Source organism: Arthrobacter sp. (assembly GCF_048266065.1).
In the GTDB taxonomy this organism is placed as follows: domain Bacteria; phylum Actinomycetota; class Actinomycetes; order Actinomycetales; family Micrococcaceae; genus Arthrobacter_H.
The window spans coordinates 432,176-448,601 of the sequence record NZ_JBLXAH010000002.1 but is presented as its reverse complement, the minus strand read 5'-3'; the positions used below and the strand labels follow the sequence as shown (position 1 = coordinate 448,601).

At 69.0% G+C, this 16,426-nt stretch carries 15 protein-coding genes; 8 read left to right on the top strand and 7 right to left on the bottom strand.

Going from position 1 to position 16,426, the window contains the following annotated elements; all coding sequences use genetic code 11:
• Positions 1–26: 26 nt before the first annotated feature.
• A complete protein-coding gene (locus ACN0TP_RS05210; protein WP_417217399.1) occupies positions 27–476 on the bottom strand; it encodes an Lrp/AsnC family transcriptional regulator in 450 nt (149 codons plus the stop codon).
• Between the two features lie 221 nt (positions 477–697).
• Here ACN0TP_RS05210 and pdhA point away from each other — a divergent pair, with 221 nt between their 5' ends.
• From pdhA to ACN0TP_RS05195, 3 genes are read left to right on the top strand one after another with little or no spacing between them, the layout of a single operon-like run.
• Positions 698–1,885, top strand: coding sequence for a pyruvate dehydrogenase (acetyl-transferring) E1 component subunit alpha (pdhA, locus tag ACN0TP_RS05205; RefSeq protein ID WP_417217397.1), 1,188 nt, complete (start codon positions 698–700; stop codon positions 1,883–1,885).
• Entirely contained in the window at positions 1,882–2,997 is a 1,116-nt protein-coding gene (locus tag ACN0TP_RS05200; RefSeq protein WP_417217395.1) for an alpha-ketoacid dehydrogenase subunit beta, read from the top strand. Before pdhA ends, ACN0TP_RS05200 begins: the two co-directional genes overlap by 4 nt.
• Before the next feature lie 2 nt (positions 2,998–2,999).
• Positions 3,000–4,433 carry a dihydrolipoamide acetyltransferase family protein gene (locus ACN0TP_RS05195; protein WP_417217393.1) on the top strand — a complete coding sequence of 478 codons (1,434 nt, stop codon included), beginning with the start codon at positions 3,000–3,002 and terminating at the stop codon, positions 4,431–4,433.
• 47 nt (positions 4,434–4,480) lie between these two features.
• Here the strand turns inward: ACN0TP_RS05195 and ACN0TP_RS05190 are convergent, their stop codons facing one another.
• Positions 4,481–5,422, bottom strand: a complete 942-nt coding sequence (locus ACN0TP_RS05190) for an NAD-dependent epimerase/dehydratase family protein (protein ID WP_417217392.1) — start codon at positions 5,420–5,422, stop codon at positions 4,481–4,483.
• A 133-nt stretch (positions 5,423–5,555) separates the two neighbouring features.
• On the opposite strand from ACN0TP_RS05190, the gene ACN0TP_RS05185 reads away from it, so the two are divergent.
• From ACN0TP_RS05185 to ACN0TP_RS05175, 3 genes are all read left to right on the top strand, one after another.
• A complete protein-coding gene (locus ACN0TP_RS05185) occupies positions 5,556–6,296 on the top strand; it encodes a TetR/AcrR family transcriptional regulator (RefSeq protein ID WP_417217390.1) in 741 nt (246 codons plus the stop codon).
• Positions 6,297–6,449: 153 nt separating this feature from the next.
• A complete protein-coding gene (locus tag ACN0TP_RS05180; protein ID WP_417217388.1) occupies positions 6,450–7,289 on the top strand; it encodes an MBL fold metallo-hydrolase in 840 nt (279 codons plus the stop codon).
• 49 nt (positions 7,290–7,338) lie between these two features.
• Positions 7,339–8,562, top strand: coding sequence for an MFS transporter (locus ACN0TP_RS05175; RefSeq protein ID WP_417217386.1), 1,224 nt, complete (start codon positions 7,339–7,341; stop codon positions 8,560–8,562).
• A gap of 6 nt (positions 8,563–8,568) precedes the next feature.
• On the opposite strand, the gene ACN0TP_RS05170 is transcribed toward ACN0TP_RS05175, so the two are convergent.
• Complete coding sequence (locus ACN0TP_RS05170) at positions 8,569–9,477, bottom strand: phosphatase PAP2 family protein (RefSeq protein ID WP_417217384.1); 909 nt, start codon at positions 9,475–9,477, stop codon at positions 8,569–8,571.
• Positions 9,478–9,612: 135 nt separating this feature from the next.
• On the opposite strand from ACN0TP_RS05170, the gene ACN0TP_RS05165 reads away from it, so the two are divergent.
• Complete coding sequence (locus tag ACN0TP_RS05165) at positions 9,613–10,623, top strand: o-succinylbenzoate synthase (protein ID WP_417217508.1); 1,011 nt, start codon at positions 9,613–9,615, stop codon at positions 10,621–10,623.
• Between the two features lie 10 nt (positions 10,624–10,633).
• Complete coding sequence (gene menD / locus ACN0TP_RS05160; protein ID WP_417217382.1) at positions 10,634–12,439, top strand: 2-succinyl-5-enolpyruvyl-6-hydroxy-3-cyclohexene-1-carboxylate synthase; 1,806 nt, start codon at positions 10,634–10,636, stop codon at positions 12,437–12,439.
• Positions 12,440–12,497: 58 nt separating this feature from the next.
• Here the strand turns inward: menD and ACN0TP_RS05155 are convergent, their stop codons facing one another.
• From ACN0TP_RS05155 to ACN0TP_RS05140, 4 genes are all read right to left on the bottom strand, one after another.
• A complete protein-coding gene (locus ACN0TP_RS05155) occupies positions 12,498–13,253 on the bottom strand; it encodes an amino acid ABC transporter ATP-binding protein (protein WP_417217380.1) in 756 nt (251 codons plus the stop codon).
• 5 nt (positions 13,254–13,258) lie between these two features.
• A complete protein-coding gene (locus ACN0TP_RS05150) occupies positions 13,259–14,044 on the bottom strand; it encodes an amino acid ABC transporter permease (protein ID WP_417217378.1) in 786 nt (261 codons plus the stop codon).
• A gap of 69 nt (positions 14,045–14,113) precedes the next feature.
• Positions 14,114–14,926 (bottom strand): basic amino acid ABC transporter substrate-binding protein, encoded by an 813-nt coding sequence (locus ACN0TP_RS05145; protein ID WP_417217376.1) that lies wholly within the window; start codon positions 14,924–14,926, stop codon positions 14,114–14,116.
• A 140-nt stretch (positions 14,927–15,066) separates the two neighbouring features.
• The gene (locus ACN0TP_RS05140) at positions 15,067–16,422 is read right to left on the bottom strand and encodes an isochorismate synthase (RefSeq protein WP_417217374.1); all 1,356 of its coding nucleotides are present in this window, start codon (positions 16,420–16,422) and stop codon (positions 15,067–15,069) included.
• Positions 16,423–16,426: the final 4 nt, after the last annotated feature.

Below are 16,426 nucleotides of genomic sequence, written 5' to 3'. Positions count from 1 at the left end.
TTCCCGCGCCGGTCCGCCTGCCGGCGTCAGCGGGTGTCGACATCCTCGAAGATCAGGAACGTCTGCGTGTCCAAAACTCCGGGCATCGATTGGATGTTCTCGAACACCACGCGTCGCAGGTCCACGTTGTCCTTGGCCCGCACCAGCAGGATGACATCGAAGTTCCCGCCGACGAGTCCGATGTGGTGGACCTCGGGCAGGGCGGCCAGGCGTTCGCGGAGTTCCCTCCACGAGTGCTGGCGCAGTTTCAAGGTCACGTAGGCCGAGGAGCGCAGGCCGGCCTTCACGGGATCGACCACCGCCATGTAGCGGGTGATGACCCCCTCGTCCTGCAAGCGGTTGATCCGTGAATAGGCATGGGCGCGGGAGACATGGACATTCTGCGCCACCGTCGTCACGGACTGCCGGCCGTCACGCGTCAGCTCCGCCAGGATGCGGTGGTCGACATCGTCGAGCCGCACGGGGATCGAGTCCATGGGTCCTCCCAGATCCGGGCGTCCACAGATCTTCGTGTAACGCCACTCACATTGACAATATGTCTTTGAGAATACGCTCTTTGTTCGCAATATTCCAAGCATTTTTGAACAAGTGGATACGATCCGTTCGCAGTTCGCATACTTGAGTCACGAAGTGCTTTCGACGATGCACGCCTTCATGCGGTTCGTCGGGCGTCCGGGAGACTACAAAGGAGTACATCATGAGCGCCGAGCCAGGTGGGCATCACGCCGCCGAAGCTGCCGACCTCGACACCGTTTGCCGCCACTTCGGCATCTCCGTCGAGGACTACCTGCTGCCGTCCCGCGGCCAGATCCAGATCGTCGACGAGACCGGCAAACTGCGTCCCGCGGAGGACCAGGGGACCGAGCCCGGGCATGAGTACCCGCTGCCCGATGACGAAACCCTGATGAACGCCTACGAACAGCTGGTCATCGGCCGGCGCGCGAACGACCAGAACTCGGCATTGGTGCGCCAGGGCCGCATGGCCGTCTACCCCTCCAGCCACGGCCAGGAAGCCTGCCAGGTGGCAGCCGCCCTCTGCCTGGGCGCCGATGACTGGATGTTCCCCACCTACCGCGACTCGGTGGCCGTGATGGCCAAGGGCGTCGATCCGCTGGAGACGATGATCCTCTTCCGCGGCGACTGGCACGGAGGCTATGACCCGCGCCAGTACAAGGTCGGCATCCAGTCCACCCCGTTGACCACCCAGCTGCTCCACGCCGTCGGCGTCGCCCACGCGGCCAAGCTGCGCGGGGAGGGCACCGTGGTGTTGGCCATGTGCGGCGACGGCGCCACCAGCGAGGGCGACTTCCACGAGGCGCTGAACTTCGCCGCGGTGTTCAACCTGCCGGTGATCTTCTTCGTGCAGAACAACCAGTACGCCATTTCCGTCCCGCTGGCCCAGCAGTCGGTGGCCCCATCGCTGGCCCACAAGGCCGTTGGCTACGGCATGGCCGGCGAGCGGGTGGACGGCAACGACCTGGTGGCCCTCATGGCGGTCTTGGGGCGCGCCGTCGAGCTGGCGCGCACCGGCTCCGGCCCGCTGCTGGTGGAGGCCCACACGTACCGCATGCAGGCCCACACCAACGCAGACGATGCCACCCGGTACCGGCAGGACGCCGAGGTCCAGGCCTGGCAGGCCAAGGACCCGCTGAACCGCATGACCGCCTACCTGCAGGGCAAGGGCCTGCTCGACGATGCCGCTTCCGAGCGGATCGCCGCCCACGCCGAGGAGACCGCCAAGGCCCTGCGCGACGGGCTGAACCAGGACCCCGAGGTCGATCCGCTGGAATTGTTCGCCCACGTCTACGCCCACCAGACCCCGCAGCTGGCCGAACAGGAAGCCCTGCTGGCCGATGAACTCTCCCGGGAAGGGGACGCCAAGTGAGCCCGCATATCACCACCTCCTCCGAGGCCAACGGCAACGTCAGCGCCGCCACGGCCCAGGCCACCGTCCGCGCCGCAGAACGCGCCGAGGCCTCCGGACCGAAGCCCGTCACGTTTGCCAAGGCCCTGAATGCAGCACTGGCCGATGCCATGGAAGCCGACACCGCCGTCGTGCTCTTCGGCGAGGACATCGGAACGCTCGGTGGCGTCTTCCGCATCACCGACGGGCTGACCGCCCGCTTCGGCGAGCAGCGCTGCTTCGACACCCCGCTGGCCGAATCCGGCATCGCGGGCATGGCCATCGGCATGGCCATCAACGGCATGCGCCCGGTGATCGAGATGCAGTTCGATGCGTTCGCCTACCCGGCGTTCGAGCAGATCGCCTCGCACCTGGCCAAGATGCGCAACCGCACCCGCGGCGCCCTGGACATGCCGGTGGTCATCCGCATCCCCTACGCCGGTGGCATCGGCGGGGTCGAGCACCACTGCGACTCCTCCGAGGCGTACTACGCGCACACCCCGGGGCTGAAGGTCATGACCCCGTCCACGGTGGCCGACGCCTACACGATGATGCGCGAGGCCATCGACTCCGATGACCCCGTGGTGTTCCTGGAACCGAAGAAGCTCTACTTCTCCAAGGACCCGGTGGACCTGGACGCGCTGCGCACCGCGTACGACGCCGCTGCCTCGGCAGGGGAGCACCCCACCGAGGGCCGTGCCGCCATCGCCCGCCCCGGCACCGACGCGACGCTGATCGCCTACGGCCCGTCGGTGTCCACCGCCCTGGCCGCGGCCGAGGCGGCCGCGCAGGAGGGCCGTTCACTGGAGGTCATCGACGTGCGTTCCATCGTCCCCTTCGACGACGAGACAGTCTGCGCCTCGGTCCGCAAGACCGGCCGCGCCGTGGTCATCGCCGAGGCGCCCGGGTTCGCCTCGGTGGCCTCGGAGATCACCGCCCGCGTGCAGGAACGCTGCTTCCATTCGCTGGCGGCCCCGGTGCTGCGCGTGACCGGGTTCGATGTCCCGTTCCCCTCGCCGAAGCTGGAGCACTACTTCCTGCCCAGCGTGGACCGCATCCTGGACACCGTCGACCTGTTGCAGTGGGAGGACTAGACATGGCCATCAAGGTATTCCTGCTGCCCGACCTGGGCGAGGGCCTGACCGAGGCCGACCTGGTCAACTGGCTGGTGGCCGAGGGCGACTCCGTGGCCGTCGACCAGCCGATCGCCGAGGTCGAGACCGCCAAATCGCTCGTCGAGGTGCCCAGTCCGTTCGCCGGCACCGTGCACCAGCTCCACGGAGCACCCGGTGACACGATGGATGTGGGCAAGCCGCTGGTATCCGTGGAGGACGGCGCCGCCGCTGCCGCCGAATCCGCAGCGCCGGCACCCGCGGCTCCCGCCGCGGGTGACGAGCGGGCCCAGTCCTACCGCGAGGAGGAAAAGGCCGGGGCCTCCGAGGGGTCGGGCAATGTCCTGATCGGCTACGGGACCCCCGGCGGTGCCGGAGCCACCCGGCGTTCCCGCGCGCCCCGGGGCGCGACGACGCCGCAGGCCGCGACGCCCGCAGCGGTCCTGCCCGCGGACACCGCAGCGCCGCAGGCCCCTCTCCGCGCCGTGGCGCCCACTGTCATTTCGCCGCTGGTCCGCAAACTGGCCCGCGACAACGGCATCGATGTGGCCACGCTGACCGGCAGCGGGACGCAGGGGCTGGTTCTGCGCGCTGATGTGCAGACGGCCATCGACTCGGGAGCGGGCACGTCGGACGCGAGCCCGGAGACTGCCCCGGCAGTGCCCCTGCGGACGGCAGCGTCCGTGGACGACGCGGACGCGCGCTCCGGTCTGGGGATTGCTGCACGGACACCGCTGAAGGGCGTCCGGAAGTCGATCGCCCAGGCCATGAGCACGTCGCGTCGGGAAATTCCCGAGGCCACCGTGTGGGTGGACGTCGATGCCACCGAACTGGTGCGGATGCGCTCCAAGCTCAAGACGGCCGATCCCCACAACACCCCCGGGCTGCTGGCCTTCATCGCCCGGTTCACCCTCGCCGGACTGGACCGGTACCCCGAGCTGAACACCCGGGTCCAGGAAACCGGGGACGGCGGCCAGGAGATCATTTCGTTCTCCGGCGTCAACCTGGGCATTGCGGCGCAGACCGACCGCGGGCTGATGGTGCCGAGCATCGCCAACGCGCAGCAGATGAGTGCCCGGCAGCTCGACGCCGAGGTCCGGCGGCTGGCAGCCGTCGCGCGTGAGGGCAAGTGCACGCCGGCCGAGCTCACCCGTGGCACGTTCACCCTGAACAACTACGGGGTCTTCGGCGTCGACGGTTCCGCGGCGATCATCAACTATCCCGAGGTGGCCATCCTCGGGGTGGGCCGGATCATCGACCGCCCGTGGGTCGTCGACGGGGAGTTGCAGGTCCGCAAGGTCACCGAACTGACCCTGACGTTCGACCACCGGGTCTGCGACGGTGGCACGGCCGGGGGCTTCCTGCGCTACGTCGCCGACGCCATCGAAAACCCGGGATCGGTCCTCGCCGACCTGTGAACCCGACGGGGCCCGGACCGTTGTCACGACGACGGCCCGGGCCCTCGTCAGGCTTGCTGCAGCGCACGCTGCCTCGTCCACCAGGCCACGGTGGAAGCGGCACCTTCCTCCAGTGGCGTCGGCAGCAGTCCGAGCACTGCCTCGCTGTCGCTGGAATCCATGACGAAGGGCTTGTCGAACTGATAGGCCATTTCTGCCAGCTCCCGGCTGCCGGAGTGGACCAGTCCGAGCGCGCGTAGCAGCGGTGAGGGGATGCCGGTGATTTTCGGTGCCTGCAGGCCTGCGGCCCGGGCGTAGGCGGCGGCCATGCCTTCCTGCGTGCTGGGCGGAGCCGTGGGGGCGTGGAGGACACGGTTCCATGTTTCGGGCAGGTCGGCGGCGCGGATCATCGCTGCGGCGAGGTCGGGGGCGTAGGTGAATGAGTGCGGCAAGCGGGGGTTGCCGAAGGCGTAGAGGCGCCGTCCGGCGAATACCGCCTCGAGCATCCTGGAACCGGCATGGGCAGTTTCAGCGTGGGGCCCATAAAAGTCAGACGCGACCATGCTGACGGTCGGGGTGGATGATGCTGCGCGGGCAGCCAGCAGTTCGGCCCGAATGCCGCGCTTCCCGCCGGCCGCCGTCCGCGGGGAACCTTCGTGCATGATCTGGTCCGGTCGGGAGTAGGAATAGAGGCTTTCGGGGAAAACAACGGGAATGCCCTGGACGCCCGCGGCGGCCAACACCACCTCTTCGGCCCGGGGGAGCGTGGCGCGCCACGCCTGGACGGTGTAGGCGGCGTGGATGCAGTGGAAGACCGCTGACGCACCGAAGATCGCGGATTGGACCGCTGCGGGATCGGTGGCGTCCAGGCGGACGCGGGTGATGAGCGGATGGGTGGGCCCTGAACCGGAGCGCGTGGCCAGGGTGACCTGGTGGCCGTCGCCGGCCAATTGAAGCGCGATCGTGGTGCCGACCGGGCCCGACCCGGTGACGAGGTACTGCTGTGCCATGGTGTACTCCAACGTAGATTCAAAAAGGAAGAGCGGTGCTCTCGCTTTTGAGGTTAAGCTTGTGTCGTCATCGCGTCAAGAGCAGTGCTCTCTAAAGTTGACGGCGCTCACGCTGATGACCTTTGATGGGTTCATGAGCGAGACGAAGACACCGCGCCAGCGGGCCCGCGAACAGACCATGGCAGACATCCTGCGCATCGGCAGGGAACACCTGACGAGCCAGGGAGCCGCCGCCCTGTCGCTCCGTGCCGTTGCCCGTGACCTCGGTGTGGTCTCCTCCGCCGTCTACCGTTACGTGTCCAGCCGCGACGAATTGCTCACCTTGCTGATCGTCGACGCCTACAACGACCTCGGGAACCGGGTTGATGCCGACATTGCCGAGGCCTCCGCGGATCCCTTGGCCCGGTTTTTCGCGTTGGCGGGCGCGGTCCGCAGCTGGGCGCTGGGGGAACCGGCACGCTACGCGCTGCTGTTCGGCACGCCCGTGCCCGGCTACCAGGCTCCCGCCGAGCGGACGAACGACGCCGGAACCCGCGTCGTGGTGGCCCTGATCGCGATCATCGAGGATGCGTGGCAGGCCGGCGACCTCCACTGGCCGCCCGCCCAGGGAAACAGGACTGTGGACCTGCCATCCCCGCTGGCCACCGACCTGGAAACGCTCAGGAACGAGTACGGGCTCACCGTGCCGGTCGAACTCATCGCCCGGGGCATGAGTTGCTGGTCCGGGCTTTTCGGCGCCGTGAATTTCGAGGTCTTCGGACATTTCGGGGATTCGACCTTCACCGACGCCGGCGAGATGTTCCACCAGACGATCCGGCTGCTGGCCCTCCAACTGGGCCTGGCTCCGGAGGCTGATCCGCGGGAAGCACCCTAGCCACGCACAAGATTTCAGTGGTTTACGCGGCCCCGCCCTCCGGGACCCCGCTGACGGGCCCGGGGGGATTAGAGTCGGAACAACACTGCCGACACGATGCGGGCGCAGCCGTCTCCTCCAGGGGCTCGGCCGACGCCGGGACAGGGATGGGCCATGCCAGAAGAGGAAACCCCGGGACGTTGGACCCAGGCGGGGGAGCGCACGTGGTTCCTGCGGCTCGACGCGTTCGGCGTCAACGCCGGACTGGTGATCGGCGACGACCGGGCCGCCGTCATCGATTCCGGGGCCGGACCCACGGAAGCCGCACAACTGCATGCAGCGGTCCGCGAACTCACCGACCTGCCCCTGGTGCTGGTCAACACCCACGCCCACGGCGACCACTTCTTCGGCAATGCGTACTTCGCTGCCCACGGGGTCGAGGAGATCTGGGCCCATGCCCGCGCGGTGGACACCATGGCGGCCACGGGGGCGGAACAACGCGGGCTCGTGGAAACCGCGGATCCGGCGATGGCAGCCGGCGAGGGCGAGCATACCGCCGTCGTGCTGCCCAGCCACCGCGTGGAGGCACAACCGGTCGACCTGGACCTGGGCGGGCATTCCATCACCTTGTTCCACCTGGGCCGCGGACACACCGACGGCGACCTGCTGGTCGGTTCCGGCACCGTCCTGTTCGCCGGGGACCTCGTAGAGGAGGGGGCAGACCCCTCGTTTTCCGACTCGTTTCCCCGCCAATGGGGCCAGACCCTGGGCAAGATCATCGCCATCGACGAGCTCTACCCCGCGATCGTGCCGGGTCATGGCCGGATGGTCGACATGGACTTCGTGCGCACCCAGCTGGCCCAGCTGCGCCAGGGCATCAGGATGTGCGCCTCGGCGATCAGCGAATCCTCGGCCGACGCGACGAAGGCGATCCCGATCCTGCCGTACACCCCGCTGCAGTCCCGCTACCTCGTCGAGCGGATGAGGGACACCGCCGGCGTCCAGGGGGCGTAGGGGCATCGCCGCCGCAACATCCCCGGAGGGCAGGGGCCGCCTGGGGTCCATGGTGTTCCGCGTCTACGCGCCGTCGCTGCTCTACGCCGTCGGACAGGGATGCATCCTGCCGGTGATCGCCCTCAGCGCCCGCGACCTGGGCGCCAGCGTCGCGCAGGCGGCACTGGTCATCACGTTGATCGGCATCGGGTCGCTGGTGACCAACGTCCCCGCCTCCCTGCTGGTGGCCCGGCTGGGGGAACGCGTCGCGATGATCGGTGCGGCAAGCTGGGCCACCGTCGGGATGGCCGCCTGCCTCGCCGCCGGGAACCTCCTGGTCTTCGCCGCCGGCGTGCTGATGATCGGAATGGCCGGTTCGGTCTTCAACCTGGCCCGGCAGAGCTACCTGACCGATGCGGTGCCGCTGAGCCACCGGGCCCGCGCCATGTCCGGGCTGGGCGGGACCCTGCGCATCGGCCTGTTCATCGGGCCCTTTGCCGGGGCGGCGGCCATGCACTTCCTCGGGCTGTCCGGCGCGTACTGGACCGGGCTGGGCGCCATGGTCGCCGCCACCCTGGTGTCCATCCAGATCCCCGAGCTCGAAGGGCACGACACCGCCGGTCGGCAGGGCGCAGCCACGGGGGAGCCCGGGCGGGACCAGCACGACGCCGGCTCCGTCACCTTGCGCGGGATCGTCGCCGCCCACTGGCGCATCTACGCCACCGTGGGCCTGGGCGTTGTGATGATCTCCGCCGTCCGCGCCACCCGGCAGGCAGTCATCCCGCTCTGGGCCGAGCAGCTGGGGATGGATGCCTCGTCCACCTCGCTGGTCTACGGAGTCTCCGGGGCCATCGACATGCTGGTGTTCTACCCGGCCGGCAAGGTGATGGACCGCAAGGGCAGGACCTGGGTCGCTGTGCCGTGCATGCTGGTCATGGGCATCGCCCTGGCGCTGATGCCGCTGACCGGCGGGCCGTGGACCCTGCTGCTGGTCGCCATGCTGCTGGGATTCGGCAACGGCATCGGTTCCGGCATCGTCATGACGCTGGGGGCGGACCACTCGCCGGCGGTGGGTCGACCCCAGTTCCTGGGGTTCTGGCGGTTGATTTCCGACGCGGGCGTCATGGGTGGGCCGGTGCTGCTCTCGGCCGTCACGGCGGCAGCGACCCTGGGGGCCGGGGTGGTGGCCGTCGCCGTCGTCTCCCTCGCCGGGGCCGGGCTCTTCGCCTATTTCATCCCCCGGGCAGCGCCGCCGGGAAGCCTCGACGAACGCAGACCCCGACGGGCCGGATAACGGCGCTCAGCGCCAGCGGCCGCGCCGCCGCGTCTGGTGGGAGAAGACGCCGCAGAGCAACCCGAACAGGCACCCCGCCGCACCGATGACCAACAGCGCGCCGGAGACCAGGAACCAGTTCTGTTCGGTGGTCCCTGCCGTCGGCCCCAGCTGGGAGACGAAGAAGTAGACGCCCACGGCACCGATGAATCCCACAACCCCGGGGAACCACAACAGGGTCGGCCAGGTTCCCGAAGAGGCCCAGAACGCGTCGGGTCCATCCCAGCAGTTCCAGGACGGCTGCCGGCGCAGGATGACCAACCCGGCCAGCAGGCCCCAGAAACCGGCCACCAGGTAGGCCGCCACGATGTCAGAGGGGCGGTGCCAGCCCAGCGCGAACGTCGAGATGCCGGTGACCGCGGCGTAGAGTCCCCCGCAGGTGGCGATCAGCGGCCGCCACCGCGGGGACGTTACCAGGAAGACGGCGATCAACGCCGAGGTCGCCACCGTGGTGTGGCCGGAGGGGAACGAATTCATCGTCGCCTCCGAGATGCCCATGTCGGGGCGGGTGAGCACCAGGTGCTTGAGCAGCTGGGTGCTGCCCGCTGCCGCACCGAACGCCAGGGCGGCAACGAGCGGGGCATACAGGCTGCGCCGCACGATCGCCGCGGTCAGCAGGGCCAGCAAGGCGATGCCTCCCGAGACCAGGGGAAGCTCATTCAGGAAGGACACCGCCGCCGAGCGCGTCCGGCCCTCGTTGACGAAGGAGATGGCCCCGCGCAGGGCATTGTCGTCGGCCTGCTGGCCGGTGGGCGTGAGCACGAACGCCCAGTAGGCCACGCCGAACAACCCGGCCAACACCAGCATCGCCAGGATCCAGAGCCCCGGGTTGCGGGCAGCCCGATGGGAACCGCCTCCCACAACCGGTATTTCCATGGTGTCGTTCATTTGCCTATAGCGTCCCACAACCGGCCCTCTCTGCGGCGGAGCCGACGCCGATACGATGTGTTCATGGTCATCCCGCACAACGCATCCGCCGCCGACGCAGTTCCCGAACGGAACCGCGCCGAGATGAAGACCACGTCGGCGCCCGGTCCCAGCGTCGCCGAACTGGTCGCCGCGGCCCACGTGGTGTCGCTGCCCATGCGGGTGCGCTTCCGCGGGGTCACCCACCGGGAGGTGCTGCTGTTGGACGGCCCCGCCGGTTGGTCCGAGTTCTCCCCGTTCCCCGAATACGACGACCACGAATCGGCGCCCTGGCTGCGCTGCGCCATCGAAGCCGGCTGGCAGGGATTCCCCGCCCCGGTCCGCACCACCGTGCCGGTCAACGCCACCGTCCCCGCAGTGTCCGCCGCGCAGGTCGAATCCGTGCTGTCCACCTTCGACGCCGCTCACACCGTGAAGATCAAGGTCGCCGAAAAAGGCCAGACACTGCACGACGACGTGGCCCGGGTTGCCGAGGTCCGCCGCCTCCTGCCCGGCGCCGCACTGCGGGTGGACGCCAACGCCGGCTGGACGCATGAGCAGGCCCTGGCCGGGCTGGAGGCACTCGCGGGCTTCGAGCTGCAGTACGCCGAACAACCGGTCGCCGGCATCGAGGGGTTGGGCCGGCTGCGCGCCGAGGTCATCCGCCGCGGCCTGGGGATCCGGATCGCCGCCGACGAATCGGTGCGCAAGGAATCCGACCCGCTGGCCGTCGCCCGCGCCGGCGCCGCCGACCTGATCATCGTCAAGGCCCAACCGCTCGGCGGCATCCGCCGCGCCCTGGACCTGGTCGCCGAGGCCGGGCTCCCCGCCGTCGTCTCCTCGGCACTGGACTCCTCAGTGGGCATCCGCGCCGGCGTGGCCCTGGCCGCAGCACTGCCCGAACTGCCCCATGCCTGTGGGCTGGGCACCGTGTCCCTCCTCGAAGCCGACGTCAGCGTCGAGCGCTACGAAGCCCGTGATGGCGTCCTGGACCTGCGCGATGTGCAGGCGGACCCCGACCTGTTGCGCCGCCACGCAGCCCCGGCCGACCGCCGGCAGTGGTGGATCGACCGGCTGCGCCGTTGCGCCCGGCTGCTGGGAGCCGAGCCGTCCTAGGATGGTTCCCATGACCTCGCCCGATGCACAGCTGACCTCGTTCGACGCCGCCCGCTCGGCGGTGCGGACCCTGTCGCATGAGGGCGTCCGCGACGTCGTGTTGTGTCCCGGGTCCCGCAGTGCGCCGCTGGCCTACGCGCTCGCCGAGGCCGAACGACGCACCGTGCTGAGGGTCCATGTGCGCATCGATGAACGCGACGCCGGATTCACCGCGCTGGGGTTGTCCCTGGCCACCAGCCGTCCGGTCGCCATCGTCACCACCTCCGGCACGGCAGTGGGCGAACTGCTGCCCGCCGTCATGGAGGCCAACCACGCAGCCGTCCCGCTGGTGGTCGTCTCCGCGGACCGTCCCGCCGAACTGCGCGGCACCGGTGCGAACCAGACCACCCGGCAGGCGGGGCTCTACGGCACCCACGTGCGCTGCAGCGTCGACGTCGAGGCCGGCCTGGACCCGGCAGCCGACATCCGCAGGGCCCTGCTGGCCAGCGAGGGCATGACGCTCACCGGCGGCGACGCCGACCTGAACCCCCTCGCCGCGGGCACCAACACCCCGCCGCCGGCGACGCAGCACACCCATGTCCAGCAGTCGGTCCGCGGGCCGGTGCAGGTCAACCTCGCCTTCCGCGACCCGCTGGTTCCCGGGGACGATGACGCTGCCCCGGATGCGGGGGATGCCCCCGGCCTCCCCGCCCCGACCCCCACGGGCGCCGGCGCACCAGACGGTGAAACCAGCCTGATGGACCTGGTCCGCGAGGCCGACCTGCCCGAACGCCGCACCGTGGTGGTGGCCGGCCACGACGCGACAGCCCTGGCCGAGCGCTTCGCCCGGGCGCTGGACCTGCCCCTGCTGGCCGAACCGAGTTCCAACGCGCGCTTCGGCCCGCAGGCCATCGGCCCCTACCGCGTCCTGCTGCGGGAGTTCGATGACCGGATCGAACGCGTGGTCGTCTTCGGCCGCCCGACCCTCAGCCGACCGGTCGCCCGGCTGCTGGACCGGCATGCGCACCCCTCGGCGCTCTACGTTCCGGAACCGGTTGCCTGGTTCGAGCCCGGGCGCCGCGATGACCGGGTCATCACCGAACTGACGGAACTTGCGGCGTTCGCCGGCCGGGCACCCGCGGCATGGCTGGATGCATGGCAGCGTGCCGCGGCGCGGGCCGCCGGCATCATCGACACGGCGATCGCCGGGGAGGCCCCGACCGGACTGGAACTGGCGCGGCTGGTGTGGGACGCCGACGCCGGGCCCCTGGTCCTGGGCTCCTCCAACGCGATCCGTGACGCCGATCTGGCGGCGGCCCCCGGGGCAACGGGGCGCCCCGTCTATGCCAACCGCGGTCTCGCCGGGATCGACGGGACCCTGGCCACCGCCACGGGAATCGCCCTGGGCTCACCGGACCACACGGGGGAGCGCACCACCGTCCTGGTGGGCGACGTGACGTTCCTGCACGATGTCGGCGGCCTGTTCATCGGGGTCGGCGAAGACGTCCCACCCATGGACCTGGTGGTCCTGAACGACGCCGGGGGCGCCATCTTCTCCACGCTCGAACACGGTGCCTTGGCCGAACGGCCGGCGTATGCGGGGACCGTCGAACGCTACTTCGCCACCCCGCAGGCCGTTGACCTGCGGGCGCTGGCCGCGGCCTACGGGTTGGACTACGTCCGGGTTGAGGAACACCGGGCGCTGGGGCCCGTGCTGGCCGCCGGGCCCACGGCCACCTCACCGGTGCGTCGGCGCATCGTGGACGTGCGGATCGACCGCGGCGGCATCCGCGCCCTTCACCAGGGCATCATCGAACGGGTCGCCGCGACTGCATGAAGAAGGCGTGGCCCCCGCCAGAGCGGGGACCACGCCGTCGTGCTGTCGTTTTCCGGACTCAGAGGACCTTGGAGAGGAACAACTGGGTGCGTTCGTGCTGCGGGTTGCCCAGCACATCGTCCGGCTTGCCCTGCTCCACGACGACTCCGCCGTCCATGAACACCACGCGGTCACCCACCTCGCGGGCGAAGCCCATCTCGTGGGTCACGACCATCATGGTCATGCCCTCGTCGGCCAGCTGGCGCATGACGGCCAGGACGTCGCCGACGAGTTCGGGGTCCAGCGCGGAGGTCGGCTCGTCGAAGAGCATCATGTCCGGATCCATCGACAGCGCGCGGGCGATGGCCACCCGCTGCTGCTGCCCGCCGGAGAGCTGCGAGGGATAGGCGTCACCGCGGTCGCCCAGCCCGACCTTGTCCAGGTTCCCCTGGGCGATCTTGCGGGCCTCGGCCTTCCCGCGCTTCTTGGCGCGGCGCTGGGCCAGCACCAGGTTGTCCAGCACGTCCAGGTGCGGGAAGAGGTTGAACTGCTGGAACACCATGCCGATCCGCATGCGGACCTTGTCCAGATCCGTTTCCGGGTCGGTGATGTCGATGCCCTCGACCAGGATCGTGCCCTGGGTGGGCTCCTCGAGCCGATTGACACAGCGCAGCAACGTCGACTTGCCCGAGCCGGAGGGGCCGATCACGCAGACCACTTCGCCCTGGCCGACGTGGAAGTCGATGCCGGTGAGGACCTCCTTCTCGCCGAAGCTCTTGTGCAGGCCACGGACCTCGATGGCCGGGCGGTTCTGATCGGGAATTTCCGTACTCATGATCGTTACCGTCCTCTGTTTTGGTGGCGTTCGAGCTTGGCCACCAGCTGGGTCAAGGGCAGCGTGACGACCAGGTACATCAGGCCCGCGACAATCAACGGGGTCGAGTTCGCGGTCTGCGATGACATGTCCCGGGCAAAGGTCGTGAGGTCCTTGTCGCCCATGGCCATGCCGGCGATGAACAGCAAGGAGGTGTCCTTGATGATGATGACCAGCTCATTGGTCAGGGGAGGCGTGATGATCCGGAACGCCTGCGGCAGGACCACCGACACCATGGTCCAGGCCGGGGCCATGCCCAACGAGCGGGCCGCCTCGGTCTGGCCCGGAGGGACCGCCTGGATGCCCGCACGGATCGTCTCCGCGATGTAGGCGCCGGACACCAGGATCAAACCGAGTAGACCCGCCCCGACGCCGCCGCCGGGAGGACGCCAGGAAAAGGCCAGCGGCACGGCGAAGGCCATGCCGAAGATGACCAACAGGGCCGGCAGGCCACGGAAGAGCTCGATGTAGGCGGTGGCGATCCACCGGTAGGGGCCGATCGGTGCGAGCTTCATCAACGCCAGGATCAGGCCCAGGATGAGGCCTCCGACGAAGGCGATGGCCGTGAAGATGACGGTGTTTTTCGCGGCGGTGGTGATGATCGCCGGGAATTGTTCCTTGGCGACCTCGAGGTCGAGGAAGTTGAACTTGATGGCCTTCCAGTCCGCGACGAACAGGAGGGCGGCCACGGCGACGAGGAGGATGACATAGAGGCTGCCCCGGAAGAGGCGCCTACGGGTGGAGGGTTTCAACGGTCTGGCCTTCCAGCTGGTGTCAGGGGTTCGCCCCGGGGAACGAACCCCGGGGCGAACCCATCTGGACTACTTCGTGGAGAAGTACTTGTCGTAGATTTCCTGGTACTGGCCGTTGTCCTTGAGCCCGGCGAGCTTGGCGTCGAGCTCCTTCAGCAGCGCCTCGGTGCCGTCCTTCTTCACCGCGAAGCCGTACTGTTCATCCGTCTTGTACTTCGCGACGATCTTGAACTTGCCGTCCTGGGTGTGTTCCAGGTTGACCGGCAGGTCCTGCAACACGGCGTCCACGCCCTTGGACTGCAGCGCCGGGAAGAGCTCGGCATCCGAGGGGTAGTCCTGGATCTTGGTGTCGGAGGGCACGTGTTCCGTGGCGTACTTCTTGCCCGTGGTGCCCTGCTGAACGCCGACGGTCTTGCCCGCCAGGTCATCGATCGACTTGATGTCCGAGTCCTTCGGGACCAGGAGCGACTGCTCGGAGTCGTAGTAGCCGTCGGTGAAGCCCAGGTGCTTCTTGCGGTCGTCGGTGATGGTCATGGCACTGGCCCCCATGTCGCACTGGCCCGAAGCGAGCACGACGCCGGACTGCAGGCCATCAAAGCCCACGTCCTTGACTTCCAGTTTCAGATCCATGGCCTTGGCGATCGCGCCGACCAGGTCCATGTCGAAACCAACGTATTTCCCATTCTCTTCGTATTCGAAGGGCTTGTAGGGGATGTCGGAGCAGACGGTCAGCGTGCCGGCCTGGACCAGGCCCAGGTCGCTGCCGGCACCGGTTGCCGCCGGAGCGTCGGCTCCGCCGTCGGAGCCGCCGCAGGCGGTCAGGGACATCAGGGCGACGGCCGAAACGGCCAGGGCCTTGGTGAAGGTGGAGTGAATCCGCATGTGTAAATTCCTTCTCGAGTGACCCGACGGGCATCCACGCCGGAAATGACATCATAGACCGGAAAATCGCCGGATGAGATGTTCATCACAAGCTACAGGAGTGTCTTGCAAGTAAACAAGTGGTTCGGGTGACAAAAAATTTACAAGTTGAGGGCCTCCCGCATCGGGCGCATCTTGGCCCACGACTCGGCCAGTTCGGCGGCCGGATCGGAGGCCGCGACGATGCCGCAGCCGGCATACAGGCGGACCCGGGTGGGGGATTCGACCACGCCGCCACGCAGGGCGATGCCGAATTCACCGTTGCCTGAGGTGTCGACCCACCCGACGGGTCCGGCGTAAGGGCCGCGGTCCATGCCCTCCAACCGGAGGATGAGCTCGTCGGCCACGGCGGTCGGTGTTCCGCACACGGCCGCGGTGGGGTGCAGGACCTCGGCGAGATCCAGTGCCGACGGCGAGGTGCCGTCGTCGTGCACCCGCAGTTGTGCCTCGACATCGGAGGCCAGATGCCAGACATTGGGCAGCTCCAGGACGAACGGCTCGTCGGGGGACGCCATGCCGGTGACCAGTGGCCCCAACTCAGCGGTGAGCGAATCGATGGCGAGCCGGTGTTCGTGGCGCTGCTTTTCGCTGCCCGAGAGCATCCGTGCGGCGTAGCCATCGTCCCCGGCGGGGGCCGTGGCGCGATCCAGGGTCCCGGCCAGGACGCGGGCCCGCGCCGTGTCGCCGGTGACCTTGACGAGCATTTCGGGCGTGGAGCCGATGAGCCCGTCGACCGAATAGGTCCAGCAGTCCGCATAGCGCAATGCCAGCTCGCGGAGCACCTGGGACACGGCAATATCCGCCCCCAGCTCGGCCACGGCGTCGCGGGCGAGGACGAGTTTTGTCAGGTCGCCGGAGTCGATGGCCCGGACTCCGGCGCGGACCGACTCCTCATATTGTGTTTCGGAGACCTGTCCGGGAACCAGCCGGTCCTCACCGGGGGCCAGGTCGCGTTCGGGGGAGCGGTCATCGAGGAGGTCGGCCAGCAGCTGTTCGGCGGCTGCCGCGCTGAGCTCGGCCTCCGGGTCAGCGGTGGTCAGGGTGATCCACCCGGTGTCACCGCTGCGGCCGACCACCAGGCGGGGGACCACCAGGCGCGAGGCGTAGGGGCTGGCGGCCGAGAACGCTATCGCGGAGAAGGCAACGGGGCCGGTGCCCGGGAGGCCGACGGCATCCTCCACCGAGGCCGCGGCGGAGATGTCGGACCACCAGCGGCGCAGGGTGGCAAATCGATTGGGCCCGGTGGCGGTGAACCGTGCCACTTCGCCGAACCCCACCAGGCCCTCGCCGCGACGGCCCCACACCAGGGCGTCGTCCCGGACCAGCAGGTCCAGGAAGCCGTTGTCCTGCACTGCGGCCCGGGGGAAGGTGATGCTCCGCAGGACGGGCAGGGGGGAGTCCGCCGCCGGCGGCGCGCCGGTTTTCGGCACGGTGGAGCCGGGAAATTCACTGTTCATGATG